Origin of the sequence: Enterobacter cloacae complex sp. OE43NF (genome assembly GCF_023544405.1) — a bacterium.
Lineage (GTDB): Bacteria > Pseudomonadota > Gammaproteobacteria > Enterobacterales > Enterobacteriaceae > Enterobacter > Enterobacter cloacae.
On sequence record NZ_JAMJFW010000001.1, the window covers coordinates 147,254 to 173,652 of the forward strand.

Sequence of the window (26,399 nt, forward strand, 5' to 3'; positions counted from 1 at the left end):
CAGGGCCATGGACTCTTTTCTTTTTTTAAGGGGCAATTGTGAAACTGGATGAAATCGCCCGGCTAGCCGGCGTGTCACGAACTACGGCCAGCTATGTGATTAACGGTAAAGCAAAGCAGTACCGTGTCAGCGACAAAACCGTTGAGAAAGTCATGGCGGTGGTTCGTGAGCACAACTACCACCCGAATGCTGTCGCAGCGGGCTTACGTGCCGGGCGCACCCGATCGATTGGTCTGGTGATCCCCGATCTGGAAAACACCAGCTACACCCGCATCGCTAACTATCTTGAACGTCAGGCTCGCCAGCGTGGCTATCAGCTCCTGATTGCCTGCTCTGAAGATCAGCCTGATAACGAAATGCGCTGTATTGAGCATCTGCTCCAGCGTCAGGTTGATGCGATCATCGTTTCGACCTCCTTGCCACCTGAGCATCCCTTCTATCAACGCTGGGCGAACGATCCGTTCCCAATCGTTGCACTGGATCGCGCCCTGGACAGAGAGCATTTTACCAGTGTCGTCGGTGCCGATCAGGATGACGCGGAAATGCTGGCCGCGGAGCTGAGAACCTTTCCGGCTGAAACCGTGCTCTATCTTGGGGCGTTGCCTGAGCTCTCTGTGAGTTTCCTGCGTGAGCAAGGCTTCAGAACGGCATGGAAAGACGACCCGCGCGAGGTTCACTACCTTTATGCCAACAGTTATGAACGCGAAGCCGCTGCGCAGCTGTTCGAGAAATGGCTGGAGACGCACCCGATGCCTCAGGCGCTGTTCACCACTTCATTTGCGTTGCTGCAGGGGGTGATGGATGTCACTTTGCGTCGGGATGGTAAGCTGCCTTCCGATCTCGCTATCGCCACCTTCGGTGATAACGAACTGCTCGACTTCCTGCAATGTCCGGTCCTGGCCGTCGCGCAGCGCCATCGTGATGTGGCGGAGCGCGTGCTGGAGATCGTTCTCGCGAGCCTTGATGAACCACGTAAACCGAAGCCGGGGCTGACGCGCATCAAACGTAATCTCTACCGTCGCGGAATTTTAAGCCGCCATTAATGAAATGAGACGGGGCAGCGAAAACTGCTCCCTCTTTTTTCTGGATAATTCTGTCAAATAATTCCCGGAGAAAAATTAGGACGATTCCTTAGGAATCAGAACCTGCTATTTTTTTTATTCTTTCAGGCGTTTTAAAATGCCTTTGAAAGAACATTTATATGATTTATAAAGCCTGTCTTTGTATTGTTTTGTTACAAAGCTGCCCGGTCGATGAATATTCAGACGTTTTTCCCCTGCTCCAGCGTGCTTGCCTGCCAGCCGGTTCGTTCATTGCGCATTGTGGTGAATGTGGCGCTGTTATCCCCTGTGAATATGTCTTAAAATGCTGCCCGCGTCGCAAACTGACACTTTATATTTCGATGCGATGATATTGAGTGAGCCTTAACGCTAGTGTGCATATTCGGTTTTTTTCTTACAAATATTCATAACGTTAATTTTGCCTCGCCAGTTGTGCAGTTATTAACCAGGACTGTTTATCTCTGTAAATAGAGCCCTTTCGGGTTCGTATAGAGAGAGTCCTGGCTTGACAAGCTTTTCCCTCGCTCCGTAAACTCCTTTAGGTGGGAATTTGTGGGTTAAAGTGGTGAGGAGGGGTGAGACTGGCATGTTCCGTGGAGCAACGTTAGTCAATCTCGACAGTAAGGGGCGTTTATCGGTACCAACCCGATACCGCGACCAGCTGATCGAGAACGCTTCGGGTCAACTGGTTTGCACCATTGACATCAACTCCCCCTGCCTGCTGCTTTACCCTTTACCTGAATGGGAAATTATTGAGCAAAAGCTGTCGCGACTGTCGAGCATGAACCCACAGGAACGCCGCGTGCAGCGGTTGTTATTGGGGCATGCCAGTGAGTGTCAGATGGATAGTGCAGGGCGATTACTGATTGCGCCCGTGCTGCGGCAGCATGCCGGTCTGACCAAAGAAGTGATGCTGGTCGGTCAGTTCAACAAGTTTGAACTGTGGGACGAAACGACCTGGTATCAACAGGTCAAGGAAGATATCGACGCTGAGCAGTCTGATTCCGCTACCTTGTCGGAACGGCTGCAGGACTTGTCTCTATAAATATGATGGAAAATTATAAACATACAACGGTGTTGCTGGATGAGGCCGTCAACGGCCTGAATATTCGTCCGGACGGCATCTACATTGATGGCACTTTTGGTCGCGGTGGCCACTCGCGTTTGATCCTCTCCCAGCTTGGAGCGGAAGGACGTCTGCTGGCAATTGATCGCGATCCGCAGGCGATTGCTGTTGCGCAAACCATCGATGACCCACGCTTTTCCATCGTGCATGGACCTTTCTCTGCGCTGGCGGATTACGTTGCTGAGCGCGGTCTGACGGGCAAGATCGACGGGATTCTTCTCGATCTTGGCGTCTCTTCACCCCAACTTGATGATGCTGAACGCGGCTTCTCCTTTATGCGCGACGGCCCGCTGGACATGCGCATGGATCCCACGCGCGGTCAGTCTGCCGCCGAGTGGTTACAGACCGCAGATGAAGCCGATATCGCCTGGGTGATTAAAACCTTTGGCGAAGAACGTTTTGGCAAGCGCATCGCGCGCGCCATTGTTGAGCGCAATCGTATTGAGCCGATGACCCGCACGAAAGAGCTGGCTGAGGTGATTGCGGCGGCAACACCGGTGAAGGATAAACACAAACACCCCGCGACCCGTACCTTCCAGGCGGTTCGCATCTGGGTAAACAGTGAACTGGAGGAAATAGAGCTGGCGCTAAAAAGCTCGCTCGACGTGCTGGCCCCGGGAGGGCGGTTGTCCATCATCAGCTTCCATTCGCTGGAGGACCGTATTGTGAAACGCTTTATGCGTGAACAAAGCCGCGGTCCACAGGTGCCAGCAGGGCTGCCGATGACGGAAGAACAACTCAGGAAGCTGGGTGGCCGTCAGTTGCGAGCATTAGGCAAGTTGATGCCGGGCGAAGAAGAGGTGGCAGAGAATCCACGCGCCCGTAGTTCAGTGCTGCGTATTGCAGAGAGGACGAACGCATGATCGGCAGAGTGACAGAGACCCTAAGCAAAGTTAAGGATTCGTTAGGAAGCAACGAGCGCCATGCCTTGCCTGGCGTGATCGGCGACGATCTTTTGCGGTTTGGGAAGCTGCCACTCTGCTTGTTCATTTGCATTATTGTGACGGCAGTAACGGTGGTGACGACAGCCCACCACACACGTTTATTGACTGCGCAACGCGAGCAGATGGTACTGGAACGCGATGCGCTGGATATTGAATGGCGAAACCTGATCCTTGAAGAAAACGCCCTCGGCGATCACAGCCGGGTCGAGCGGATCGCAACAGAAAAGCTGCAATTGCAGCATGTTGATCCTTCCCAGGAAAATATCGTAGTACAAAAATAAGGGAAAACGCGACGCATGAGAGCAGCGGCAAAAACGCTAAAACCAAAACGTCAGGAAGAACAGGCCAACTTTATCAGTTGGCGTTTTGCGTTGCTTTGCGGCTGCATTTTACTCGCGCTGGGCTTCCTGCTGGGACGTGTGGCGTGGCTACAAATCATCGCGCCTGACATGCTGGTGCGCCAGGGCGATATGCGCTCTCTGCGCGTACAGGAAGTCTCCACATCTCGCGGGATGATCACTGATCGTTCCGGTCGTCCGCTGGCGGTGAGCGTACCGGTGAAGGCGATCTGGGCCGATCCGAAAGAGCTGCACGATGCCGGTGGTATCACGCTCGACAACCGCTGGAAAGCGCTGTCTGACGCCCTGAAAATGCCGCTGGATCAGCTTGCCTCTCGCGTTAACGCCAACCCGAAAGGGCGCTTTATCTATCTGGCGCGTCAGGTTAACCCTGACATGGCCGATTACATCAGAAAACTGAAGCTTCCGGGTATCCATCTGCGAGAAGAGTCTCGCCGTTACTATCCTTCCGGCGAAGTAACCGCTCACCTCATTGGTTTTACCAACGTCGACAGCCAGGGGATTGAAGGGGTTGAAAAAAGCTTCGATAAGTGGCTTACCGGTCAGCCGGGTGAGCGAATCGTGCGTAAAGACCGCTATGGTCGCGTGATTGAAGATATCTCTTCCACAGACAGCCAGGCCGCGCATAACCTGGCGTTGAGCATTGATGAACGCCTGCAGGCGCTGGTGTATCGCGAGCTGAACAATGCCGTGGCCTTTAACAAGGCGGAGTCGGGCAGCGCCGTGCTGGTGGATGTCAGCACTGGCGAAGTGCTGGCGATGGCCAACAGCCCGTCCTACAACCCGAACAACTTTACCGGTACCGCCAAAGATGCAATGCGTAACCGGGCCATTACCGACGTGTTCGAACCTGGCTCCACGGTGAAGCCGATGGTGGTGATGACGGCGCTGCAACGCGGCATCGTCAATGAGAACACGGTTCTGAACACGATCCCTTACCGAATCAACGGCCACGAAATTAAAGACGTGGCGCGCTACAGCGAATTGACCCTGACCGGGGTATTACAGAAGTCGAGTAACGTCGGTGTTTCAAAGCTGGCGTTAGCGATGCCGTCCTCAGCGTTAGTAGAGACTTACTCACGTTTTGGGCTAGGAAAGGCGACCAATTTGGGGTTGGTCGGAGAACGCAGTGGCTTATATCCTCAAAAACAACGGTGGTCTGACATAGAGAGGGCCACCTTCTCTTTCGGCTACGGGCTAATGGTAACCCCGTTACAGTTAGCGCGAGTCTACGCAACGATTGGCAGCTATGGCGTCTATCGCCCACTGTCGATTACCAAAGTTGATCCACCGGTTCCGGGCGAGCGTATCTTCCCGGAATCTATCGTTCGTACCGTTGTGCATATGATGGAAAGCGTGGCGCTACCTGGCGGTGGCGGCGTGAAGGCGGCGATCAAAGGCTATCGCATCGCCATTAAAACCGGTACGGCGAAAAAAGTGGGGCCAGATGGCCGCTACATCAACAAATACATTGCCTATACCGCAGGCGTTGCGCCTGCAAGCAATCCGCGTTTTGCGCTGGTGGTCGTCATTAACGATCCACAGGCGGGTAAATACTACGGCGGCGCCGTTTCAGCGCCTGTGTTCGGCGCCATCATGGGCGGCGTATTACGCACCATGAACGTTGAACCGGACGCGCTGGCAACGGGCGAAAAAAGTGAATTTGTAATTAATCAAGGCGAGGGTACAGGTGGCAGATCGTAATTTGCGCGACCTTCTCGCTCCGTGGGTGCCAAACGCACCTGAGCGAGCGCTACGGGAGATGGTACTGGACAGCCGTGTGGCTGCTTCCGGCGATCTTTTTGTGGCTGTAGTTGGTCATCAGGCGGACGGGCGTCGATATATCCCGCAGGCGATTGCGCAAGGTGTAGCTGCCATTATTGCTGAGGCTAAAGATGAGGCAACCGACGGTGAAATCCGTGAAATGCACGGTGTGCCGGTTATCTACCTTAGCCAGTTGAATGAGCGACTCTCCGCACTGGCGGGACGTTTTTATAACGAGCCTTCAGACCAGCTGCGTCTGGTGGGCGTGACGGGTACTAACGGAAAAACGACGACCACCCAATTGATGGCGCAATGGGCGCAACTGCTGGGAGAAACCGGCGCCGTAATGGGCACCGTGGGGAATGGGCTGCTGGGTAAAGTGAGCCCGACGGAAAACACCACCGGCTCCGCGGTTGACGTACAACATGTGATTGCCGGTCTGGCAGGGCAGGGTGCGACCTTTGCCGCGATGGAAGTCTCCTCTCATGGTCTGGTACAGCATCGTGTGGCGGCGTTGAAATTTGCCGCCTCCGTGTTCACGAACCTGAGTCGCGATCATCTTGATTATCATGGTGATATGGAGCATTACGAGGCCGCGAAATGGCTGCTCTTCTCCACGCATCACTATGGACAGGCCATCATCAACGCTGATGACGAAGTGGGGCGCCGCTGGCTTGCGAAGCTGCCGGATGCGGTTGCGGTGTCGATGGAAGACCATATCAATCCGAACTGCCATGGCCGCTGGCTGAAGGCGGTTGAGGTTAATTATCACGACAGCGGCGCGACGATTCGCTTTGCCTCTTCCTGGGGTGAAGGCGAAATTGAAAGCCGCCTGATGGGGGCGTTTAACGTCAGCAACCTCCTGCTGGCGCTGGCAACGCTGCTGGCGTTGGGCTATCCGATGGCCGAACTGCTCAACACCGCAGAGCGTCTGCAGCCCGTCTGTGGCCGTATGGAAGTGTTCAGTGCGCCAGGTAAACCGACCGTTGTTGTCGATTATGCCCACACGCCGGATGCGCTGGAAAAAGCGCTTGAAGCGGCACGTCTGCACTGCGCCGGTAAGCTCTGGTGTGTGTTTGGCTGTGGGGGCGATCGTGACAAGGGCAAGCGTCCGTTGATGGGTGCCATCGCCGAACAGTTCGCGGATATTCCGGTTGTGACCGATGACAACCCGCGTACTGAAGAGCCGCGCGCCATTATCAACGATATCCTGGCCGGTATGCTGGACGCAGGACGTGCCCGCGTGGTGGAAGGCCGTGCGGAAGCCGTGACCAACGCCATCATGCAGGCGCAGGAGAACGATGTCGTGCTCCTGGCGGGTAAAGGCCATGAAGATTATCAGATTGTTGGCAATCGTCGTCTGGACTATTCGGACCGTGTAACGGCAGCGCGTCTGTTGGGAGTGGTGGCATGATCAGCTTAACGCTCGGCAAGGCGGCAACCCTCCTGCAGGGTACGTTACATGGTCAGGATCTGACCATCGACGCCGTGACGACAGATACCCGCAAAGTGACCGCCGGGTGCCTGTTTGTGGCGCTGAAGGGCGAACGTTTTGACGCCCACGATTTTGCTGAACAGGCGAAAGAGAATGGTGCGGGTGCGCTGCTGGTGAACCGCAAACTCGATATCGATTTACCACAGATTGTGGTGAAGGATACGCGCCTTGCCTTCGGTGAGCTGGCAGCATGGGTTCGTCAGCAGGTGCCAGCTCGCGTTGTTGCTCTGACGGGGTCTTCGGGCAAAACGTCAGTAAAAGAGATGACGGCGGCGATCCTCAGTCAGTGCGGTAACACGCTTTACACCGCAGGCAATCTAAATAATGACATCGGCGTGCCGATGACATTGCTTCGCCTCACCAAAGAGCATGACTTTGCGGTGATTGAATTAGGGGCAAACCACCAGGGTGAAATTGCCTGGACGGTCAGCCTGACGCGTCCGGAGGCTGCGCTGGTGAACAACCTGGCCGCCGCGCATCTGGAAGGTTTCGGTTCACTTGAAGGCGTGGCGAAAGCCAAAGGTGAGATCTATACCGGCCTGCCGGATAACGGTATCGCCATTATGAATGCCGATAATAACGACTGGTTGAACTGGCAGAGCATCATCGGTTCACGTAAGACGTGGCGCTTCTCGCCAAATGCGGCAGACAGTGATTTTACCGCGACCCAGATCCATGTGACTTCGCATGGCACGGAATTCACGCTCAATACCCCAACGGGAGGCATTGAGGTTCTGCTGCCGCTGCCGGGTCGCCATAACATCGCCAATGCGCTTGCTGCCGCGGCGCTGTCGATGGCCGTCGGCGCAACACATGACGCGATCAAAACTGGCCTTGCGAATTTAAAAGCCGTACCGGGACGTCTGTTCCCAGTCCAGCTTGCAGAAAACAAACTGCTGCTGGATGACTCCTACAACGCGAACGTCGGTTCGATGACGGCAGCCGTACAGGTGTTGTCCGAAATGCCAGGCTATCGCGTGATGGTGGTTGGCGATATGGCCGAGTTGGGCGATGAGAGCGAAGCCTGTCATATCCAGGTGGGTGAAGCCGCGAAAGCGGCCGGGCTGGATTGCGTACTGAGCGCAGGAAAACTGAGCCAGGCGATTAGCCATGCCAGCGGTGTTGGCGAACATTTTGCCGATAAAGCCGCACTGATTGAACGTCTGAAGACGTTGATTGCTGAAAAACAAATTGTGACTGTGTTAGTGAAAGGTTCACGTAGTGCCGCCATGGAAGAGGTAGTGCACGCATTACAGGAGAACGGGACATGTTAGTTTGGCTGGCCGAACATTTGGTCAAATATTACTCAGGCTTTAACGTCTTTTCCTATCTGACGTTTCGCGCCATCGTCAGCCTGCTGACTGCGCTGTTCATCTCGTTGTGGATGGGCCCGCGCATGATTGCCCGTCTGCAAAAACTCTCTTTCGGCCAGGTCGTTCGTAACGATGGTCCGGAATCGCACTTCAGCAAGCGCGGTACGCCAACCATGGGCGGGATTATGATCCTGACCGCGATCGTGGTTTCCGTGCTGCTGTGGGCCTATCCATCCAACCCGTACGTCTGGTGTGTGCTGACTGTGCTGGTGGGCTACGGAATCATTGGGTTTGTTGATGATTACCGCAAAGTGGTACGTAAAGACACGAAAGGTCTGATCGCCCGCTGGAAATATTTCTGGATGTCGGTGATTGCGCTGGGCGTGGCCTTCGCGCTGTATCTGGCCGGAAAAGACACTCCCGCTACCGAGCTGGTGGTGCCGTTCTTTAAAGACGTCATGCCGCAACTGGGGCTGTTCTACATTCTGCTGGCGTACTTCGTGATTGTGGGCACCGGTAACGCGGTGAACCTGACCGATGGTCTGGATGGCCTGGCCATTATGCCAACGGTCTTCGTGGCCGCAGGTTTCGCGCTGGTGGCGTGGGCGACCGGCAACATGAACTTTGCCAACTATCTGCACATTCCTTATCTGCGTCACGCGGGCGAGCTGGTGATCGTCTGTACGGCCATTGTCGGGGCAGGGCTGGGCTTCCTGTGGTTCAACACCTATCCGGCCCAGGTCTTTATGGGTGACGTCGGTTCACTGGCTCTGGGCGGCGCGCTGGGTATTATTGCCGTGTTGCTGCGCCAGGAGTTCCTGCTGGTGATCATGGGCGGGGTATTCGTGGTTGAGACCCTGTCGGTGATCCTGCAGGTCGGTTCCTTTAAGCTGCGCGGCCAGCGCATCTTCCGTATGGCACCGATTCACCATCACTATGAACTGAAAGGCTGGCCAGAGCCGCGTGTCATCGTGCGCTTCTGGATTATTTCGCTGATGCTGGTGCTGATTGGCCTGGCAACGCTGAAGGTACGTTAATCATGGCAGATTACCAGGGCAAAAAAGTCGTTATCATCGGGTTGGGCCTTACTGGCCTGTCCTGCGTGGACTTTTTCCTTGCGCGCGGCGTGACGCCGCGGGTGATGGATACGCGTGTTTCTCCGCCGGGTCTGGACAAACTGCCGGAACAGGTTGAACGCCACCTTGGTGGTCTGAATGATGACTGGCTGCTGGCAGCCGATCTGATTGTGGCCAGCCCCGGTATGGCGCTGGCGCACCCTTCACTGAGCGCCGCAGCCGATGCGGGCGTTGAGATTGTCGGTGATATCGAGCTGTTCTGCCGCGAAGCGCAGGCGCCTGTTATCGCCATTACCGGCTCTAACGGAAAAAGCACCGTCACTACCCTGGTGGGTGAGATGGCGAAAGCGGCGGGCAAAAATGTCGGCGTTGGCGGCAACATTGGTTTGCCCGCGCTGATGCTGCTGGACAAAGGCTGCGAGCTGTACGTGCTGGAACTCTCCAGCTTCCAGCTGGAAACCACCTCCAGCCTGCATGCTGCCGCGGCCACAATCCTGAACGTGACCGAAGATCATATGGACAGGTATCCGTTTGGTCTACAGCAGTATCGCGCAGCCAAACTGCGTATATATGAAAATGCCAAAGTCTGCGTCGTTAACGCCGATGATGCCCTGACCATGCCGGTACGCGGTGCCGATGACCGCTGCATCAGCTTTGGTATCACCATGGGTGATTATCATCTGAACCGTCAGCTGGGTGAAACCTGGCTGCGGGTGAAAGGTGAGAAGGTGTTGAACGTGAAGGAGATGAAGCTTTCCGGTCAGCATAACTACACCAATGCGCTGGCGGCGCTGGCGCTGGCGGATGCCGTCGGTTTGCCACGCTCCTCCAGCCTGCAGGCGCTGACCACCTTTACCGGACTGGCGCACCGTTTCCAGCTGGCGCTGGAGCATAACGGCGTACGCTGGATCAATGATTCCAAAGCCACCAACGTAGGCAGTACAGAGGCCGCGCTGAATGGTTTGCAGGTGGAAGGTACTCTGCATCTGCTGCTGGGTGGCGACGGTAAGTCCGCCGATTTCACCTCCCTGAAGCAGTATCTCTCCGGCGATAACATCCGTCTCTACTGCTTTGGTCGTGATGGCAGGGAACTGGCGGAATTGCGTCCTGAGATCGCCGAGCAGACCGCAACCATGGAACAGGCAATGCGCCTGATTGCTCCTCGCGTGAAGCCGGGCGATATGGTGCTGCTCTCTCCGGCATGCGCCAGCCTTGATCAATTCAAGAATTTCGAACAGCGTGGTGATCTCTTTACCCGCCTGGCGAAGGAGTTAGGCTGATGCGTTTATCTCTCCCTCGCCTGAAAATGCCGCGCTTCCCAGGATTTGGTGTCCTGGTGTGGTTGTTTGCGGCACTGAAAGGCTGGGTGATGGGCTCTCGTCAGAAAGATAACGACAGCCTGATCATGTACGATCGCACGCTCTTCTGGCTCACCCTGGGGCTGGCGGCGGTCGGCTTTATTATGGTGACGTCAGCATCAATGCCCGTCGGGCAGCGACTGGCGAACGATCCTTTCCTGTTTGCCAAGCGTGATGGTCTGTACATCATCCTGGCGTTCTGTCTTGCGCTGATAACCTTACGTCTGCCAATGGCGTTCTGGCAGCGACACAGTACCGCGATGCTGATCGCCTCGATCATCATGCTGCTGATCGTGCTGGTGGTGGGGAGTTCCGTAAACGGGGCATCGCGCTGGATCGCCTTTGGTCCGCTGCGTATTCAGCCTGCAGAATTTACCAAACTGTCCCTGTTCTGCTACCTGGCGAACTACCTGGTGCGCAAAGTAGATGAAGTGCGTAACAACCTTCGCGGCTTCCTGAAACCGATGGGCGTGATTCTGGTGCTGGCGGTCTTACTGCTGGCGCAGCCTGACCTCGGTACCGTGGTGGTACTGTTTGTGACGACGCTGGCGATGCTGTTCCTGGCGGGGGCGAAACTGTGGCAGTTCATCGCCATTATCGGGATGGGTATTTCAGCGGTTGTCCTGCTGATCCTTGCTGAACCATACCGTATCCGCCGTGTGACCTCGTTCTGGAACCCGTGGGAAGACCCGTTTGGCAGTGGCTATCAGCTGACGCAGTCACTCATGGCGTTTGGCCGCGGTGAAGTCTGGGGACAAGGCCTGGGCAACTCGGTTCAGAAACTGGAGTATTTACCCGAAGCGCATACTGACTTCATCTTCTCCATTATTGCGGAAGAACTGGGTTATATCGGTGTGGTATTAGCGCTATTAATGGTATTCTTCGTCGCTTTCCGCGCCATGTCGATTGGGCGGAAAGCGCTGGAGATCGATCACCGCTTCTCAGGTTTCTTAGCCTGTTCAATTGGTATCTGGTTTAGCTTCCAGGCATTGGTTAACGTCGGGGCCGCAGCGGGTATGCTGCCGACCAAGGGCCTGACGTTGCCGTTGATCAGTTATGGTGGTTCCAGTCTGTTGATCATGTCGACGGCCATCATGATGTTGTTACGTATAGATTATGAAACGCGTCTGGAAAAAGCCCAGGCGTTTACACGAGGTTCACGATGAATCAACCGAAGCGGTTAATGGTGATGGCAGGCGGTACCGGTGGACATGTGTTCCCGGGGCTGGCGGTTGCGCACCATTTAATGGATCAGGGCTGGCAGGTACGCTGGCTGGGAACCGCAGACCGCATGGAGGCCGACCTGGTACCGAAGCACGGTATTGAGATCGACTTTATTCGTATTTCTGGCCTTCGTGGCAAAGGCATTAAGGCCCAGCTTCTGGCGCCGGTGCGCATTTTCAACGCATGGCGTCAGGCGCGCAGCATCATGAAGCGCTTTCAGCCGGATGTGGTGCTGGGCATGGGCGGTTATGTTTCCGGTCCGGGCGGACTTGCCGCGTGGTCGTTGGGCATTCCCGTTGTACTGCATGAGCAGAATGGTATTGCCGGACTGACCAACAAGTGGCTGACGAAAATCGCCACCAAAGTGATGCAGGCATTTCCTGGTGCGTTCCCGAAAGCGGACGTCGTCGGAAACCCGGTGCGTGTGGATGTGCTGGCGCTGCCGTTGCCGGATACCCGCATGGCTGGCCGTGAAGGCCCTGTTCGCGTGCTGGTCGTCGGCGGATCGCAGGGCGCACGCATCCTGAACCAGACGATGCCGCAGGTTGCCGCAAAGCTGGGTGATGCCGTGACCATCTGGCATCAAAGCGGAAAAGGCGCTCAGCAGACCGTTGAGCAGGCTTATGCGGCAGAAGGTCAACCGCAGCACAAAGTGACGGAATTTATCGACGATATGGCGGCAGCGTACGCCTGGGCCGATGTCGTGGTCTGTCGCTCCGGTGCATTAACGGTGAGTGAAATTGCCGCCGCGGGTTTACCGGCTCTGTTTGTGCCGTTCCAGCACAAAGATCGTCAGCAGTACTGGAATGCGCTGCCGCTTGAAAAAGCCGGTGCCGCGAAAATATTCGAGCAGCCACAATTTACCGCCGATGCGGTCGCCACCACCCTGGCGGGCTGGAACCGGGAAACATTAATGGAGATGGCGCAACGCGCACGTGCGGCGGCCATTCCTGATGCAACGGAGCGGGTGGCAAAAGAAGTGAGCCTGGCAGCCCAGGCTTAACCCTCGCAGCGCGTGTTGCGCTGCACGATTTTTTTAAGTAGTCGATGGCGTTTAGAGAATGAATACACAACAACTGGCAAAACTGCGTTCAATCGTGCCCGAGATGCGTCGCGTCCGGCACATTCACTTTGTTGGCATCGGTGGTGCTGGCATGGGCGGTATTGCCGAAGTGTTAGCTAACGAAGGCTATCAGATCAGCGGGTCTGACCTGGCGCCAAACCCTGTTACGCAGCAACTGGCGTCGCTTGGGGCGACTATCTATTTCAACCATCGCCCGGAAAACGTGCGCGATGCGAGTGTGGTGGTGGTATCCAGCGCCATCTCCTCTGATAACCCGGAAATTGTGGCCGCGCATGAAGCGCGTATTCCGGTGATCCGCCGCGCGGAAATGCTGGCAGAGCTGATGCGTTTCCGTCACGGGATTGCGATTGCCGGGACGCACGGTAAAACCACGACCACGGCGATGGTTTCCAGTATTTATGCCGAAGCGGGTCTCGACCCGACGTTCGTCAACGGCGGTCTGGTAAAAGCAGCAGGTGTGCATGCGCGTCTGGGCCACAGCCGTTATCTGATTGCGGAAGCGGATGAGAGCGATGCGTCGTTCCTGCATCTGCAGCCGATGGTGGCGATTGTCACTAACATCGAAGCTGACCACATGGATACCTACCAGGGCGACTTCGAGAATTTAAAGCAGACCTTTATCAACTTCCTGCATAACCTGCCGTTCTATGGACGCGCGGTAATGTGTGTGGACGATCCGGTCATTCGCGAGTTGTTGCCGCGGGTTGGTCGTCAGATCACCACCTATGGTTTCAGTGAAGACGCGGATGTTCGCGTGGAAGAGTACAAACAGATTGGTGCGCAGGGGCATTTCACCCTGGCGCGTCAGGACAAAGAGCTGCTGCACGTGACGCTGAACGCACCAGGCCGTCATAACGCCCTGAACGCAGCCGCGGCGGTGGCCGTCGCAACAGAAGAAGGCATTGATGACGATGCGATCCTGCGTGCTCTGGAAAGCTTCCAGGGAACCGGGCGTCGTTTCGACTTCCTTGGCGAATTCCCGCTGGATGCGGTAAACGGTAAACCGGGTACTGCCATGCTGGTAGACGACTATGGCCACCATCCAACCGAAGTGGACGCGACCATTAAGGCCGCACGTGCGGGATGGCCAGAGAAGAACCTGGTGATGATCTTCCAGCCACACCGTTTTACGCGTACGCGCGATCTGTATGACGATTTCGCCAGCGTGCTGTCCCAGGTGGACACATTGCTGATGCTGGATGTTTATTCTGCAGGTGAAACGCCGATCCCAGGCGCGGACAGCCGTTCTCTGTGTCGAACCATTCGCGGACGCGGTAAAGTAGACCCTATTTTGGTTTCGGATCCTGCTCAGGTCGCCGAAATTCTGGCGCCGGTACTGACAGGTAACGATTTGATTCTGATTCAGGGCGCGGGAAATATCGGCAAAATCGCCCGTACCTTAGCTGAAATCAAACTGAAGCCGCAAACTCAGGAGGATGAGCATCATGGCTGATAAGATTGCTGTCCTGTCTGGCGGCACCTCCGCCGAGCGCGAGGTTTCCCTGAATTCAGGCGCTGCGGTACTGGCGGGCCTGCGTGAGGCTGGCGTTAATGCACATCTGGTCGATCCGAAAGAGGTCGATGTAACGCAACTGAAAGCAATGGGCTTCGATAAAGTCTTTATTGCTCTGCACGGTCGTGGAGGAGAAGACGGTACCCTGCAAGGGTTGCTGGATCTCATCGGTATGCCCTACACCGGCAGCGGCGTGATGGCCTCCGCCATCTCAATGGATAAACTGCGCAGTAAGCTGCTGTGGCAGGGGGCGGGTTTGCCGGTTGCGCCGTGGGTTGCGTTGACGCGCCGCGAATTTGAAATGGGCCTTCAGGATAGCGTTAATGCACGCATTGCTGAGTTGGGCTTACCGGTTATTGTAAAGCCCAGCCGTGAAGGGTCGAGCGTTGGGATGTCCAAAGTTGATAAAGCTGACGATTTATCGTCTGCTTTAGCGCTGGCATTTCAACACGATGAAGAAGTTCTGATTGAAAAATGGCTGAGCGGGCCGGAATTTACCGTGGCGATGCTTGGTGAAGAAATTTTACCGTCGATTCGCATCCAACCTGCTGGCGTCTTCTATGATTATGAGGCGAAGTATCTCTCTGACGAGACGCAATATTTCTGCCCAGCAGGTCTTGAAGCAGAACGTGAAGCGGATTTACAGTCCCTGGTGCTTAAAGCCTGGCATATTCTTGGTTGCAGTGGCTGGGGACGCATTGATGTGATGCTCGACAGCGATGGGCAATTTTATTTGCTGGAAGCGAATACTTCTCCAGGCATGACCAGCCACAGCCTTGTGCCGATGGCCGCGCGTCAGGCGGGGATGAGCTTCTCGCAGTTAGTCGTACGTATTCTGGACCAGGCGGGCTGATATGTCTCAGGCTGCATTGAACACGCGCAACCGCGATGACGAGGAAGAATATTCTTCTTCACGCCGGAGTAATGGAACGCGTCTTGCAGGGATTATTTTCCTGCTCGGGGTGCTGTGCACCGTGTTTATCAGCGGCTGGATGGTACTGGGCTGGATGGAAGATGCGCAGCGGTTGCCGCTGTCGAAGTTGGTGGTCACCGGTGAACGCCACTACACGCGTAACGATGATATTCGCCAGTCGATTCTGGCACTGGGGTCGCCTGGCACCTTTATGACGCAGGATGTCAACATTATCCAGAGTCAGATTGAACGTCTGCCCTGGATAAAACAGGCGAGTGTAAGAAAGCAATGGCCTGATGAATTGAAGATTCATCTGGTTGAATATGTGCCCATTGCGCGTTGGAATGATCAGCACATGGTTGACGTAGACGGAAATTCCTTCAGCGTCCCGGCCGATCGTGTCAACAAGCAAAATTTACCGATGTTGTATGGTCCTGAAGGCAGCGAAAACGAAGTGTTACAGGGTTTTCGCGAGATGGGGCAAGTGCTGGCGAAGGACAGGTTTACGTTAAAAGAAGCTGCGATGACGGCGCGCCGTTCGTGGCAGCTCACCTTAACGAATGGCATTAAGCTCAACCTTGGCCACGGCGACACGATGAAGCGTCTGGCGCGTTTTGTAGAACTTTACCCGGTTTTACAGCAGCAGGCACAGACTGACGGCAAACGGATAAGCTACGTTGATTTGCGCTATGACTCAGGCGCAGCAGTCGGTTGGGTACCGGCTCCGGTCGAGGAACCTAATCAGCAACAGAATCAGGCACAGGTACAGGCAGAACAACAATGATCAAGGCGACGGACAGAAAACTGGTAGTTGGACTGGAGATTGGCACCGCGAAGGTTGCCGCTTTAGTAGGGGAAGTTCTGCCCGACGGTATGGTCAATATCATTGGCGTGGGCAGCTGCCCGTCCCGTGGTATGGATAAAGGTGGGGTAAACGATCTTGAGTCGGTGGTGAAATGCGTGCAGCGCGCCATCGATCAGGCTGAATTAATGGCAGATTGCCAGATTTCCTCTGTCTATCTGGCCCTCTCTGGTAAGCATATCAGCTGCCAGAATGAAATCGGCATGGTGCCCATTTCTGAAGAAGAAGTGACGCAGGAAGACGTTGAAAACGTAGTACACACGGCGAAATCTGTGCGTGTCCGCGATGAGCACCGCGTATTGCACGTGATTCCGCAAGAGTACGCGATTGACTACCAGGAAGGGATCAAGAACCCGGTTGGTCTGTCTGGCGTGCGTATGCAGGCAAAAGTGCACCTGATCACATGTCACAACGATATGGCGAAGAACATCGTAAAAGCCGTTGAACGTTGTGGCCTGAAAGTTGACCAACTTATTTTCGCCGGTCTGGCGGCAAGCTATTCCGTGCTAACCGAAGATGAACGTGAACTGGGCGTCTGTGTGGTCGATATTGGTGGTGGTACAATGGATATGGCCGTGTATACCGGCGGTGCCCTGCGCCACACCAAAGTGATCCCTTACGCGGGGAACGTGGTGACCAGCGATATTGCCTACGCGTTTGGTACGCCGCCAAGCGATGCAGAAGCGATTAAAGTGCGCCACGGTTGTGCGCTGGGGTCTATCGTTGGCAAAGATGAGAGCGTTGAAGTGCCAAGCGTGGGCGGCCGTCCGCCGCGTAGCCTGCAGCGCCAGACGTTGGCAGAGGTGATTGAGCCGCGCTATACCGAGCTGCTCAACCTGGTCAACGAAGAGATTTTGCAATTACAGGAACAGCTTCGCCAGCAGGGCGTAAAACATCATCTTGCGGCGGGGATTGTATTAACCGGCGGTGCAGCGCAAATTGAAGGTCTTGCGGCCTGTGCGCAGCGTGTGTTCCATACGCAGGTGCGTATTGGCGCACCGCTGAATATTACCGGTTTAACGGATTATGCCCAGGAGCCTTACTATTCAACGGCTGTGGGCCTGCTCCACTACGGGAAAGAATCCCATCTCAGTGGTGAAGCAGAAGTGGAAAAACGCGTCTCAGTGGGGTCGTGGGTCAAACGACTGAACAACTGGCTGCGAAAAGAGTTTTAATTTTTTTAAGAGACCGGAGAGAATTAACGGTCTCGGGCGACAGGCACAACGGAGAGAGAAATTATGTTTGAACCTATGGAACTGACCAACGACGCGGTGATTAAAGTCATCGGCGTCGGTGGCGGCGGCGGTAACGCCGTAGAGCATATGGTGCGCGAGCGCATTGAAGGTGTTGAATTCTTTGCGGTTAACACTGATGCACAGGCACTGCGTAAGACGGCAGTCGGCCAGACTATCCAGATCGGTGGTGGCATCACCAAAGGTCTGGGCGCAGGGGCTAACCCGGAAGTAGGTCGCAATGCGGCTGAAGAAGATCGTGAAGCGCTGCGTGCTGCACTGGAAGGTGCGGACATGGTCTTCATCGCAGCAGGTATGGGTGGCGGTACAGGTACCGGCGCAGCACCTGTTGTGGCTGAAGTGGCTAAAGATTTAGGTATCCTGACCGTTGCTGTCGTGACCAAGCCTTTCAATTTTGAAGGCAAGAAACGTATGGCCTTCGCGGAGCAGGGTATCACCGAGCTGTCCAAGCATGTGGACTCGCTGATCACCATCCCGAACGACAAACTGCTGAAAGTGCTGGGTCGCGGTATCTCTCTGCTGGATGCCTTTGGCGCAGCAAACGACGTGCTGAAAGGCGCGGTTCAGGGTATCGCTGAACTGATTACCCGTCCTGGCCTGATGAACGTTGACTTTGCTGACGTTCGCACCGTGATGTCCGAAATGGGCTACGCGATGATGGGCTCCGGCGTGGCGAGCGGTGAAGACCGTGCGGAAGAAGCAGCAGAAATGGCTATCTCTTCTCCGCTGCTGGAAGATATCGATCTGTCGGGTGCGCGTGGCGTGCTGGTCAACATCACCGCTGGCTTTGACCTGCGTCTGGATGAGTTCGAAACCGTGGGTAACACCATCCGTGCGTTCGCCTCTGACAACGCGACCGTGGTAATCGGTACCTCCCTTGACCCGGAAATGAACGACGAGCTGCGTGTAACGGTTGTTGCTACCGGTATCGGTATGGACAAGCGTCCTGAAATCACTCTGGTGACGAACAAGCAGACTCAGCAACCGGTAATGGATCGTTACCAGCAGCACGGTATGTCTCCTCTGACTCAGGAGCAAAAACCGGCCGCGAAAGTGGTTAATGACCCAACGCCGCAAACGGCGAAAGAGCCAGATTATCTGGATATCCCGGCGTTCCTGCGTAAGCAAGCTGACTAAGAATTGGCTGGAATTTGGGGATTTCCGCTCTTTGTGCTAAACTGGCCCACCGTTAGTGATATACACTCTCGGTTGGATAGTTAATTTGGCGAGATTATACGATGATCAAACAAAGGACACTTAAACGTATCGTTCAGGCGACAGGTGTCGGTTTACATACCGGCAAGAAAGTCACCCTGACGTTACGCCCTGCGCCGGCCAATACCGGGGTCATCTATCGTCGCACCGACTTGAATCCACCGGTAGATTTTCCGGCCGATGCCAAATCTGTGCGTGATACTATGCTCTGTACTTGTCTGGTGAACGAGCATGACGTGCGGATTTCTACCGTAGAGCACCTGAACGCCGCCCTGGCGGGTCTGGGTATCGACAACATTATTGTTGAAGTCGATGCGCCAGAAATCCCGATCATGGATGGTAGTGCTGCTCCGTTCGTTTATCTGTTGCTGGATGCCGGCATCGAAGAACTGAACTGCGCGAAGAAATTTGTTCGCATCAAAGAGACCGTTCGCGTCGAAGATGGCGACAAGTGGGCTGAATTCAAACCGTACAATGGTTTCTCGTTGGACTTCACCATCGATTTTAACCATCCGGCGATTGATGCCAGTACCCAGCGCTATGCGATGAACTTCTCTGCTGATGCGTTTATGCGCCAGATCAGCCGTGCTCGTACTTTCGGCTTCATGCGTGATATCGAATATCTGCAGTCCCGCGGCCTGTGCCTGGGCGGCAGCTTCGATTGTGCCATCGTTGTTGACGATTATCGCGTACTGAACGAAGACGGTCTGCGTTTCGAAGATGAATTCGTTCGCCACAAAATGCTTGATGCAATTGGCGACCTGTTCATGTGTGGTCACAACATTATTGGTGCATTTACCGCGTTCAAATCCGGTCATGCGCTGAATAACAAACTCTTGCAGGCCGTCCTGGCAAAACAGGAAGCCTGGGAGTATGTGACCTTCGAAGACGAAGCTGAACTGCCGCTGGCCTTCAAAGCCCCTGGCCTGGTTCTGGCGTAACGGTTCAAGCCGTTTCGTAAAAAATCGACTGGTTAACCTGGTACTCTCTCCGACCAGGGAAACCAGTCGTTTTTATTTTTACCTTTCTTCATTTTGCCCCAGCTTCCCCTTTCGCTTAGCAGGCGTAGAAAATCTGTGCGTTAGCTGCATTCTTGACCGTTTTTCCCTGCTGCAGTACGTCATTCCTGCTGCTGTGTATTGGCTTTAGTGGTAATATCTGGGCGCTTAAAAGAATAACTGAAATCAGCCTGTGTAAGACGGGCTTATGTGGTGGAGCAAGTGAGCGGAATTCTGACGCGCTGGCGACAATTTGGCAGACGTTACTTCTGGCCGCATCTCTTATTAGGGATGGTCGCGGCGAGTTTCGGCTTGCCTGCGCTCAGTAACAGCGCTGAAGCTGCCACACCGGCAAAGACGTCAACCACCAAACACGATCTCACCGCGCGCGTTAACTTCACCAATCTTGCGTGGCTTGAAGCCAGCCGCCGTCCTAACTTTTCGGTAGATTACTGGCAGCAGCACGCCATCCGCACGGTTATTCGCCATCTGTCATTTGCAATGGCGCCGCAGGCCATACCGGTTGCTGAAGAGACGCTGCCGGTTCAGGCGCAACACCTTGCGCTGCTGGATACGCTCAACGCGCTGTTGACGCAGGACCGCCAGCCAGCTGTTAGCGTTCCGCAGACAGCGCAATCTGTCGTTGTTTCACCCGCCACATTCTCTGTCTCGACGTGGATAAGCCAGGTTCACGGCATTCGCGCCGGGCCTCAGCGCCTCAGTTAAATTAACCGTTTTCAATACCTTAATTTATCTGCCCGTTATGGGGCGTTTGAGAATTTATTATGCTAATCAAATTATTAACCAAAGTTTTTGGTAGTCGTAACGATCGTACCCTGCGCCGTATGCGCAAAGCTGTCGCTGTCATCAACGGTATGGAACCGGCGATGGAAAAGCTGTCTGATGACGAGCTGAAAGCGAAAACCGCAGAATTCCGCGCACGCCTGGAAAAAGGCGAAACCTTAGAAAGCCTGATCCCGGAAGCCTTCGCGGTTGTGCGTGAAGCGAGTAAACGTGTATTCGGCATGCGTCACTTCGACGTGCAGCTGCTGGGCGGTATGGTGCTTAACGAGCGCTGCATCGCGGAAATGCGTACCGGTGAAGGTAAAACCCTGACCGCGACGCTGCCTGCCTACCTGAACGCACTGACCGGTAAAGGCGTGCACGTCGTGACCGTCAACGACTATCTGGCACAGCGTGACGCCGAAAATAACCGTCCATTGTTCGAATTCCTGGGGATGACCGTCGGCATCAACATGTCCGGTCTTCCTGCGCCAGCCAAGCGCGAAGCGTATAACGCCGATATCACCTACGGTACCAACAACGAATACGGCTTCGACTACCTGCGTGACAACATGGCGTTCAGCCCTGAAGAACGTGTGCAGCGTAAATTGCACTATGCGCTGGTGGATGAGGTGGACTCCATTCTGATCGATGAAGCGCGTACCCCGCTGATCATCTCCGGTCCGGCCGAAGACAGCTCTGATATGTACCGTAAAGTCGACAAAATCATTCCACACCTGCTGCGTCAGGAGAAAGAAGACTCCGATACCTTCCAGGGTGAAGGCCACTTCTCCGTTGATGAAAAAGCGCGCCAGGTGAACCTGACTGAACGTGGTCTGGTTAAAATTGAAGAGCTGTTAGTGGCTGAAGGCATCATGGAAGAGGGCGAGTCTCTTTACTCCCCGAGCAACATCATGCTGATGCACCACGTGACTGCCGCACTGCGCGCCCATGCGCTGTTCACTCGCGACGTCGACTACATCGTCAAAGACGGCGAAGTCATCATCGTTGATGAGCACACCGGCCGTACCATGCAGGGTCGTCGCTGGTCTGACGGTCTGCACCAGGCCGTTGAAGCCAAAGAAGGCGTGGATATTCAAAACGAAAACCAGACGCTGGCGTCTATTACCTTCCAGAACTACTTCCGTCTGTACGAGAAGCTGGCAGGGATGACCGGTACAGCAGATACCGAAGCGTTTGAATTCAGCTCCATCTACAAACTGGATACCGTTGTCGTTCCAACCAACCGTCCAATGATCCGTAAGGACATGCCGGACCTGGTCTACATGACCGAAGCGGAAAAAATTCAGGCAATCATCGAAGATATTCGCGAACGTACTGCTAAAGGCCAGCCGGTTCTGGTGGGGACCATCTCCATCGAGAAATCCGAAGTGGTGTCTAATGAGCTGACCAAAGCGGGTATCAAGCACAACGTACTGAACGCCAAATTCCACGCCAAAGAAGCAGATATCGTTGCGCAGGCGGGTTATCCAGCGGCCGTGACCATCGCCACCAACATGGCGGGTCGTGGTACCGATATTATGCTGGGTGGTAGCTGGCAGGCCGAAGTGGCGGAGCTGGAAAACCCAACGCCGGAACAGATTGCGCAGATCAAAGCCGACTGGCAGGTGCGTCATGACGCGGTTCTGGCATCTGGTGGTCTGCACATCATTGGTACTGAGCGTCACGAATCACGTCGTATCGATAACCAGCTGCGTGGTCGTGCAGGTCGTCAGGGTGATGCCGGTTCTTCCCGCTTCTACCTGTCGATGGAGGATGCGCTGATGCGTATCTTCGCCTCTGACCGTGTTTCCGGCATGATGCGTAAGCTGGGGATGAAACCAGGTGAAGCCATTGAGCACCCATGGGTGACCAAAGCGATTGCCAACGCGCAGCGTAAAGTGGAAAGCCGCAACTTCGATATTCGTAAGCAGCTGCTGGAATATGACGACGTCGCCAACGATCAGCGTCGTGCTATCTATACCCAGCGTAACGAACTGCTGGACGTATCCGACGTGAGCGAAACCATCAACAGCATTCGTGAAGATGTGTTCAAAGCGACTATCGATGCGCACATTCCGCCTCAGTCTCTGGAAGAGATGTGGGATATCGAAGGCCTTCAGGAGCGCCTGAAAAACGACTTCGACCTCGACCTGCCAATCAAAGAGTGGCTGGATAAAGAGCCTGAGCTGCACGAAGAGACCCTGCGCGAGCGTATCTACGAAACCGCGCTGGAGGTATACAAGCGTAAGGAAGAGGTTGTTGGCGCTGAGATGATGCGTCACTTCGAAAAAGGGGTGATGCTGCAGACGCTGGACTCACTATGGAAAGAGCACCTGGCGGCGATGGACTACCTGCGTCAGGGGATCCACCTGCGTGGCTATGCACAGAAAGATCCTAAGCAGGAGTACAAGCGCGAATCCTTCTCGATGTTTGCCTCCATGCTGGAGTCGCTGAAATATGAAGTTATCAGCACCCTGAGCAAAGTGCAGGTGCGTATGCCGGAAGAAGTGGAAGCGATGGAGCAACAGCGTCGTGAGGAAGCCGAGCGTCTGGCACAGATGCAGCAGCTCAGCCACCAGACTGACGATAGCGAAGCCGCTGCGGCAATCGCCGCGCAAACTGGCGATCGCAAAGTGGGGCGTAACGATCCGTGCCCATGCGGCTCCGGTAAAAAATATAAGGCGTGCCACGGCCGTCTGAGCTAAGTTCATAAAAAACGAAAAGGCGCAGAAATCTGCGCCTTTTTTATGGAAGTGACAATATGAAAATACTGCAAATTGCTGTCGGGATTATTCGCAACCCGCAAAACCAAATCTTCATTACGCAACGTGCCGCTGACGCCCACATGGCAAACAAGTGGGAGTTTCCTGGCGGGAAAATCGAGTCCGGTGAAACGCCGGAGCAGGCGCTGGTGCGTGAGCTTCAGGAAGAGGTCGGCATTACTCCGATTGGCGCAACGCTATTTGATAAGCTGGAATACCAGTTTCCGGATCGTCACATCACGCTGTGGTTCTGGCTTGTGGAAAGCTGGGAGGGGGAACCCTGGGGGAAAGAGGGTCAACCGGGTGGCTGGGTTTCGCTTCACGCGAGTGATGCCGAAAAATTTCCTCCGGCAAATGCGCCCGTCATATCCCGGCTAACGGGCAACCTGTAGGCCTGCTAAGCGAAGCGCCAGCAGGCATCTACCGCTACTGCTGGTTTTCGCTCCAGTCATCGCTGTCTGAGAGGTCGCCTTCACTTGGAATGCGTTTCTCTTCCGCCGCCCATTCGCCCAGGTCAATTAACTGACAACGCTTACAGCAGAATGGGCGAAACGGACTCACCTCTCCCCAGACAACAGTTTTGCCACAGGTTGGGCAGTTTACGGTGGTTACATCAGACATAGGCACTCCTTAACAACAGGCCAGTTCAAAATCGAGGCGTTCCGGCACGGTGCCATTTTCACTATCCAGCGGCATAAAGCGAATCGCAAAACGACTCTTATGCCCGGATATTTGCGGGTAAAGCTGTTCACCTAAAGAGAGGTTAAGACGCAGCAGATCCGCATCATCACCGTTGTCCTGGTAGAAACCGTTCAGGCTGGTTTGCTTTCGGAATGGCGCCGAGTTACGGATGAGATCGAGGATCAGGGATAACGTCTGATGCATCGGCTCCAGGCTGTCCAGCCAGCTTTTCACTTGCGCATCACGCTGGACCTGCGGCATATGCAACCACATATGCAGTGTCGGCAGGTCAAAGCTGCAGCAGCCGCCCGGGATACTCAGGCGCTGGCGCACCAGCCCGATTAAGCGGTCTTCGCGCAAAAACTGCCCAACGCGGGGAGCGGCCATCAGCGTACTGCTGCTGTTTTTAAGCTGTTGACGGAGTGAATCAATGCGGCTCTGGTCAACGCCCGGTACTTCGGCCCAGGCCTGTAATTTACGCTGCTGGCGCTCCAGCTCTTTCAGTAGCTCGGTGCGAACGTCGCCTCGTTCAATTACATCCAGAAGATCGCCCACATTGCGGAAGAAGTGCAGCGCCGTAGCATGATCGCTGATGGGCAAATGTTGTGAGAGTTGTTGAATCAGAAATTCGATACGCAGCCAGGTACGCATTTTTTCGTTGAGCGGATGCTCAAAAAGGATGTGGGTCGACATTATGGTTTTTCCTGTGCAACGGCCTGCGCGGCATACGTCAGATACTGCGCGTGCAGGCGGGCAACATCCGATGCAATGGCATCTGGTGCGCCGTTATTATCAATAACATCATCCGCAACGGCAAGGCGCTGAGCGCGCGTGGCCTGAGCGGCAAGAATTTGTTCAGCCTGTTCGCGCGAGACATGGTCGCGCGCCACGGTGCGCTGGATTTGCGTTTCGGGTGAGACATCAATGACCAGTACCCGGTCCGCTTTATTGTGCAGTTGATTCTCTACCAGCAGCGGAACCACCCACAGAACATACGGCGAGCGGGCTGCGGCAATCTGACGCTGGGTTTCCTGGTGGATAATGGGGTGGAGCAGAGCATTAAGCCAGGCCTTTTCTGAAGAATCAGAAAAAATGCACTCACGAAGCTTGCGGCGATTTAGCGTGCCATCCGCGTTGATAATTGCCTGACCAAAATGTGCCTTAATGGCGTTTAGTGCGGGTGTATCTGGCTCTACCACCTGACGGGCAATGATATCGGCATCGATTATGGTGATACCCAGACGAGAAAATGCGTCCGCAACGGTACTTTTCCCGCTACCGATGCCGCCGGTTAATGCGACGATATACCCCATTAAATCAAATCCTGGGAATTATTCATTATTAAAATCAGTTGGTTAAAATTCAAACGTGCGCCAGCCACTGTTTGGCTCTCTTTACCGGCTTTTTACCAGGTAAATTTATAGGATTGTAGCGTAAAAAAAGAGAATTTCGCAGTCTTGCGGAGCAGGTATTAGTGCGTATGATAACGTCACTGGAGTTGTGCTTTTAACATATTTGCCTCTAACCCCAGGAATCCGCACATGCGTATCGAAGAAGATCTGAAGTTAGGTTTCAAAGACGTTCTTATCCGCCCTAAACGCTCTACACTGAAAAGTCGCTCAGACGTTGAACTCGAACGTCAATTCACCTTTAAACATTCCGGTCAGACCTGGTCTGGCGTGCCGATCATCGCAGCCAATATGGATACGGTGGGAACCTTCGAGATGGCGACCGCGCTGGCGAAATTCGATATCCTTACCGCTGTGCATAAGCACTACAGCCCGGAAGAGTGGAATACCTTTATCGCCTCTGCATCGGACGATGTGGTGAAGCATGTCATGGTTTCCACCGGTACCTCCGATGCCGATTTCGAGAAGACCAAACAGATTCTTAACGCTAACCCGGCGCTCAATTTTGTCTGTATTGATGTGGCAAATGGTTACTCCGAGCACTTCGTGCAGTTTGTCAGCAAGGCGCGTGAGGCCTGGCCCACCAAAACCATTATCGCGGGCAACGTGGTAACCGGTGAAATGTGTGAAGAGCTGATCCTTTCCGGTGCAGACATCGTAAAAGTGGGCATTGGCCCGGGTTCCGTGTGTACCACGCGTGTGAAGACCGGTGTGGGTTACCCGCAACTTTCTGCGGTGATTGAGTGTGCTGATGCCGCGCACGGTCTGGGTGGTCAGATCATCAGCGACGGCGGTTGCACCATGCCGGGTGATGTCGCGAAAGCCTTTGGCGGCGGCGCGGATTTCGTGATGCTTGGCGGCATGCTGGCGGGTCATGAAGAGAGCGGCGGTACCGTGGTTGAAGAGAACGGCGAGAAGTTCATGCTGTTCTACGGCATGAGCTCAGAATCAGCAATGACCCGTCACGTAGGTGGCGTGGCAAAATACCGTGCTGCGGAAGGCAAAACCGTGAAGCTGCCTCTGCGTGGCCCGGTCGAAAACACGGCTCGTGACATCCTGGGCGGCCTGCGTTCCGCATGTACCTACGTTGGGGCATCCCGTCTGAAAGAGCTGACAAAACGTACGACGTTTATCCGCGTTCAGGAGCAGGAAAACCGCGTTTTCAATAGCCTGTAATGTTTCTGCTGGCGTATGTCCGTACGC

24 protein-coding genes are annotated in these 26,399 nt (G+C 54.9%); 21 read left to right on the forward strand and 3 right to left on the reverse strand.

Going from position 1 to position 26,399, the window contains the following annotated elements; translation table 11 throughout:
- Positions 1-38 precede the first annotated feature (38 nt).
- The 20 genes from cra (at position 39) to mutT (ending at position 23,498) form a co-directional block, all read left to right on the forward strand.
- On the forward strand, positions 39-1,043 hold the full coding sequence (gene cra, locus M8370_RS00695; RefSeq protein ID WP_013095565.1) for a catabolite repressor/activator: 1,005 nt from the start codon (positions 39-41) through the stop codon (positions 1,041-1,043).
- Positions 1,044-1,647: 604 nt separating this feature from the next.
- The gene (mraZ, locus tag M8370_RS00700) at positions 1,648-2,106 is read left to right on the forward strand and encodes a division/cell wall cluster transcriptional repressor MraZ (RefSeq protein ID WP_014830641.1); all 459 of its coding nucleotides are present in this window, start codon (positions 1,648-1,650) and stop codon (positions 2,104-2,106) included.
- 2 nt (positions 2,107-2,108) lie between these two features.
- The gene (rsmH, locus tag M8370_RS00705) at positions 2,109-3,050 is read left to right on the forward strand and encodes a 16S rRNA (cytosine(1402)-N(4))-methyltransferase RsmH (RefSeq protein ID WP_013095568.1); all 942 of its coding nucleotides are present in this window, start codon (positions 2,109-2,111) and stop codon (positions 3,048-3,050) included.
- A complete protein-coding gene (gene ftsL, locus M8370_RS00710) occupies positions 3,047-3,412 on the forward strand; it encodes a cell division protein FtsL (protein WP_008501989.1) in 366 nt (121 codons plus the stop codon). The genes rsmH and ftsL overlap by 4 nt, the downstream gene beginning before the upstream one ends.
- Positions 3,413-3,427: 15 nt before the next feature.
- Positions 3,428-5,194 (forward strand): peptidoglycan DD-transpeptidase PBP3, encoded by a 1,767-nt coding sequence (gene ftsI / locus M8370_RS00715; RefSeq protein WP_023620014.1) that lies wholly within the window; start codon positions 3,428-3,430, stop codon positions 5,192-5,194.
- Positions 5,181-6,668, forward strand: a complete 1,488-nt coding sequence (gene murE / locus M8370_RS00720; RefSeq protein ID WP_013095570.1) for a UDP-N-acetylmuramoyl-L-alanyl-D-glutamate--2,6-diaminopimelate ligase — start codon at positions 5,181-5,183, stop codon at positions 6,666-6,668. The genes ftsI and murE overlap by 14 nt, the downstream gene beginning before the upstream one ends.
- A complete protein-coding gene (gene murF / locus M8370_RS00725) occupies positions 6,665-8,023 on the forward strand; it encodes a UDP-N-acetylmuramoyl-tripeptide--D-alanyl-D-alanine ligase (protein WP_047352030.1) in 1,359 nt (452 codons plus the stop codon). Before murE ends, murF begins: the two co-directional genes overlap by 4 nt.
- Positions 8,017-9,099, forward strand: coding sequence for a phospho-N-acetylmuramoyl-pentapeptide-transferase (gene mraY / locus M8370_RS00730; protein WP_008501985.1), 1,083 nt, complete (start codon positions 8,017-8,019; stop codon positions 9,097-9,099). The genes murF and mraY overlap by 7 nt, the downstream gene beginning before the upstream one ends.
- Before the next feature lie 2 nt (positions 9,100-9,101).
- On the forward strand, positions 9,102-10,418 hold the full coding sequence (gene murD, locus M8370_RS00735) for a UDP-N-acetylmuramoyl-L-alanine--D-glutamate ligase (protein ID WP_250020370.1): 1,317 nt from the start codon (positions 9,102-9,104) through the stop codon (positions 10,416-10,418).
- Positions 10,418-11,662, forward strand: a complete 1,245-nt coding sequence (gene ftsW / locus M8370_RS00740; RefSeq protein WP_013095573.1) for a cell division protein FtsW — start codon at positions 10,418-10,420, stop codon at positions 11,660-11,662. The genes murD and ftsW overlap by 1 nt, the downstream gene beginning before the upstream one ends.
- Positions 11,659-12,723, forward strand: a complete 1,065-nt coding sequence (gene murG, locus M8370_RS00745; RefSeq protein ID WP_250020371.1) for an undecaprenyldiphospho-muramoylpentapeptide beta-N-acetylglucosaminyltransferase — start codon at positions 11,659-11,661, stop codon at positions 12,721-12,723. Before ftsW ends, murG begins: the two co-directional genes overlap by 4 nt.
- 58 nt (positions 12,724-12,781) lie before the next feature.
- The gene (gene murC / locus M8370_RS00750) at positions 12,782-14,257 is read left to right on the forward strand and encodes a UDP-N-acetylmuramate--L-alanine ligase (RefSeq protein WP_013095575.1); all 1,476 of its coding nucleotides are present in this window, start codon (positions 12,782-12,784) and stop codon (positions 14,255-14,257) included.
- Entirely contained in the window at positions 14,250-15,170 is a 921-nt protein-coding gene (locus M8370_RS00755) for a D-alanine--D-alanine ligase (RefSeq protein ID WP_038981206.1), read from the forward strand. Before murC ends, M8370_RS00755 begins: the two co-directional genes overlap by 8 nt.
- Position 15,171: 1 nt before the next feature.
- On the forward strand, positions 15,172-16,014 hold the full coding sequence (gene ftsQ, locus M8370_RS00760; protein ID WP_250020372.1) for a cell division protein FtsQ: 843 nt from the start codon (positions 15,172-15,174) through the stop codon (positions 16,012-16,014).
- Positions 16,011-17,267, forward strand: a complete 1,257-nt coding sequence (ftsA, locus tag M8370_RS00765) for a cell division protein FtsA (RefSeq protein ID WP_006173845.1) — start codon at positions 16,011-16,013, stop codon at positions 17,265-17,267. Before ftsQ ends, ftsA begins: the two co-directional genes overlap by 4 nt.
- A gap of 63 nt (positions 17,268-17,330) precedes the next feature.
- Positions 17,331-18,482, forward strand: a complete 1,152-nt coding sequence (gene ftsZ, locus M8370_RS00770; RefSeq protein ID WP_008501978.1) for a cell division protein FtsZ — start codon at positions 17,331-17,333, stop codon at positions 18,480-18,482.
- A 101-nt stretch (positions 18,483-18,583) separates the two neighbouring features.
- Positions 18,584-19,501: a UDP-3-O-acyl-N-acetylglucosamine deacetylase gene (gene lpxC, locus M8370_RS00775; protein WP_013095578.1), complete on the forward strand. Its 918-nt coding sequence runs from the start codon at positions 18,584-18,586 to the stop codon at positions 19,499-19,501.
- Positions 19,502-19,780: 279 nt separating this feature from the next.
- A complete protein-coding gene (gene secM, locus M8370_RS00780) occupies positions 19,781-20,284 on the forward strand; it encodes a secA translation cis-regulator SecM (RefSeq protein WP_250020373.1) in 504 nt (167 codons plus the stop codon).
- A 59-nt stretch (positions 20,285-20,343) separates the two neighbouring features.
- Positions 20,344-23,049 (forward strand): preprotein translocase subunit SecA, encoded by a 2,706-nt coding sequence (gene secA / locus M8370_RS00785; protein ID WP_013095581.1) that lies wholly within the window; start codon positions 20,344-20,346, stop codon positions 23,047-23,049.
- A 56-nt stretch (positions 23,050-23,105) separates the two neighbouring features.
- The gene (mutT, locus tag M8370_RS00790) at positions 23,106-23,498 is read left to right on the forward strand and encodes an 8-oxo-dGTP diphosphatase MutT (protein ID WP_013095582.1); all 393 of its coding nucleotides are present in this window, start codon (positions 23,106-23,108) and stop codon (positions 23,496-23,498) included.
- Between the two features lie 34 nt (positions 23,499-23,532).
- Here the strand turns inward: mutT and yacG are convergent, their stop codons facing one another.
- Genes yacG through coaE form a run of 3 tightly spaced genes read right to left on the reverse strand, consistent with a single transcriptional unit; the run spans position 23,533 to position 25,100 of the window.
- Positions 23,533-23,727, reverse strand: coding sequence for a DNA gyrase inhibitor YacG (yacG, locus tag M8370_RS00795; RefSeq protein WP_003856332.1), 195 nt, complete (start codon positions 23,725-23,727; stop codon positions 23,533-23,535).
- Positions 23,728-23,736: 9 nt separating this feature from the next.
- The gene (gene zapD / locus M8370_RS00800; RefSeq protein WP_222169078.1) at positions 23,737-24,480 is read right to left on the reverse strand and encodes a cell division protein ZapD; all 744 of its coding nucleotides are present in this window, start codon (positions 24,478-24,480) and stop codon (positions 23,737-23,739) included.
- Positions 24,480-25,100: a dephospho-CoA kinase gene (gene coaE / locus M8370_RS00805; protein WP_014830656.1), complete on the reverse strand. Its 621-nt coding sequence runs from the start codon at positions 25,098-25,100 to the stop codon at positions 24,480-24,482. Before coaE ends, zapD begins: the two co-directional genes overlap by 1 nt.
- A 228-nt stretch (positions 25,101-25,328) precedes the next feature.
- On the opposite strand from coaE, the gene M8370_RS00810 reads away from it, so the two are divergent.
- Complete coding sequence (locus tag M8370_RS00810; protein WP_013095585.1) at positions 25,329-26,372, forward strand: GMP reductase; 1,044 nt, start codon at positions 25,329-25,331, stop codon at positions 26,370-26,372.
- The last annotated feature ends 27 nt before the right edge of the window (positions 26,373-26,399 follow it).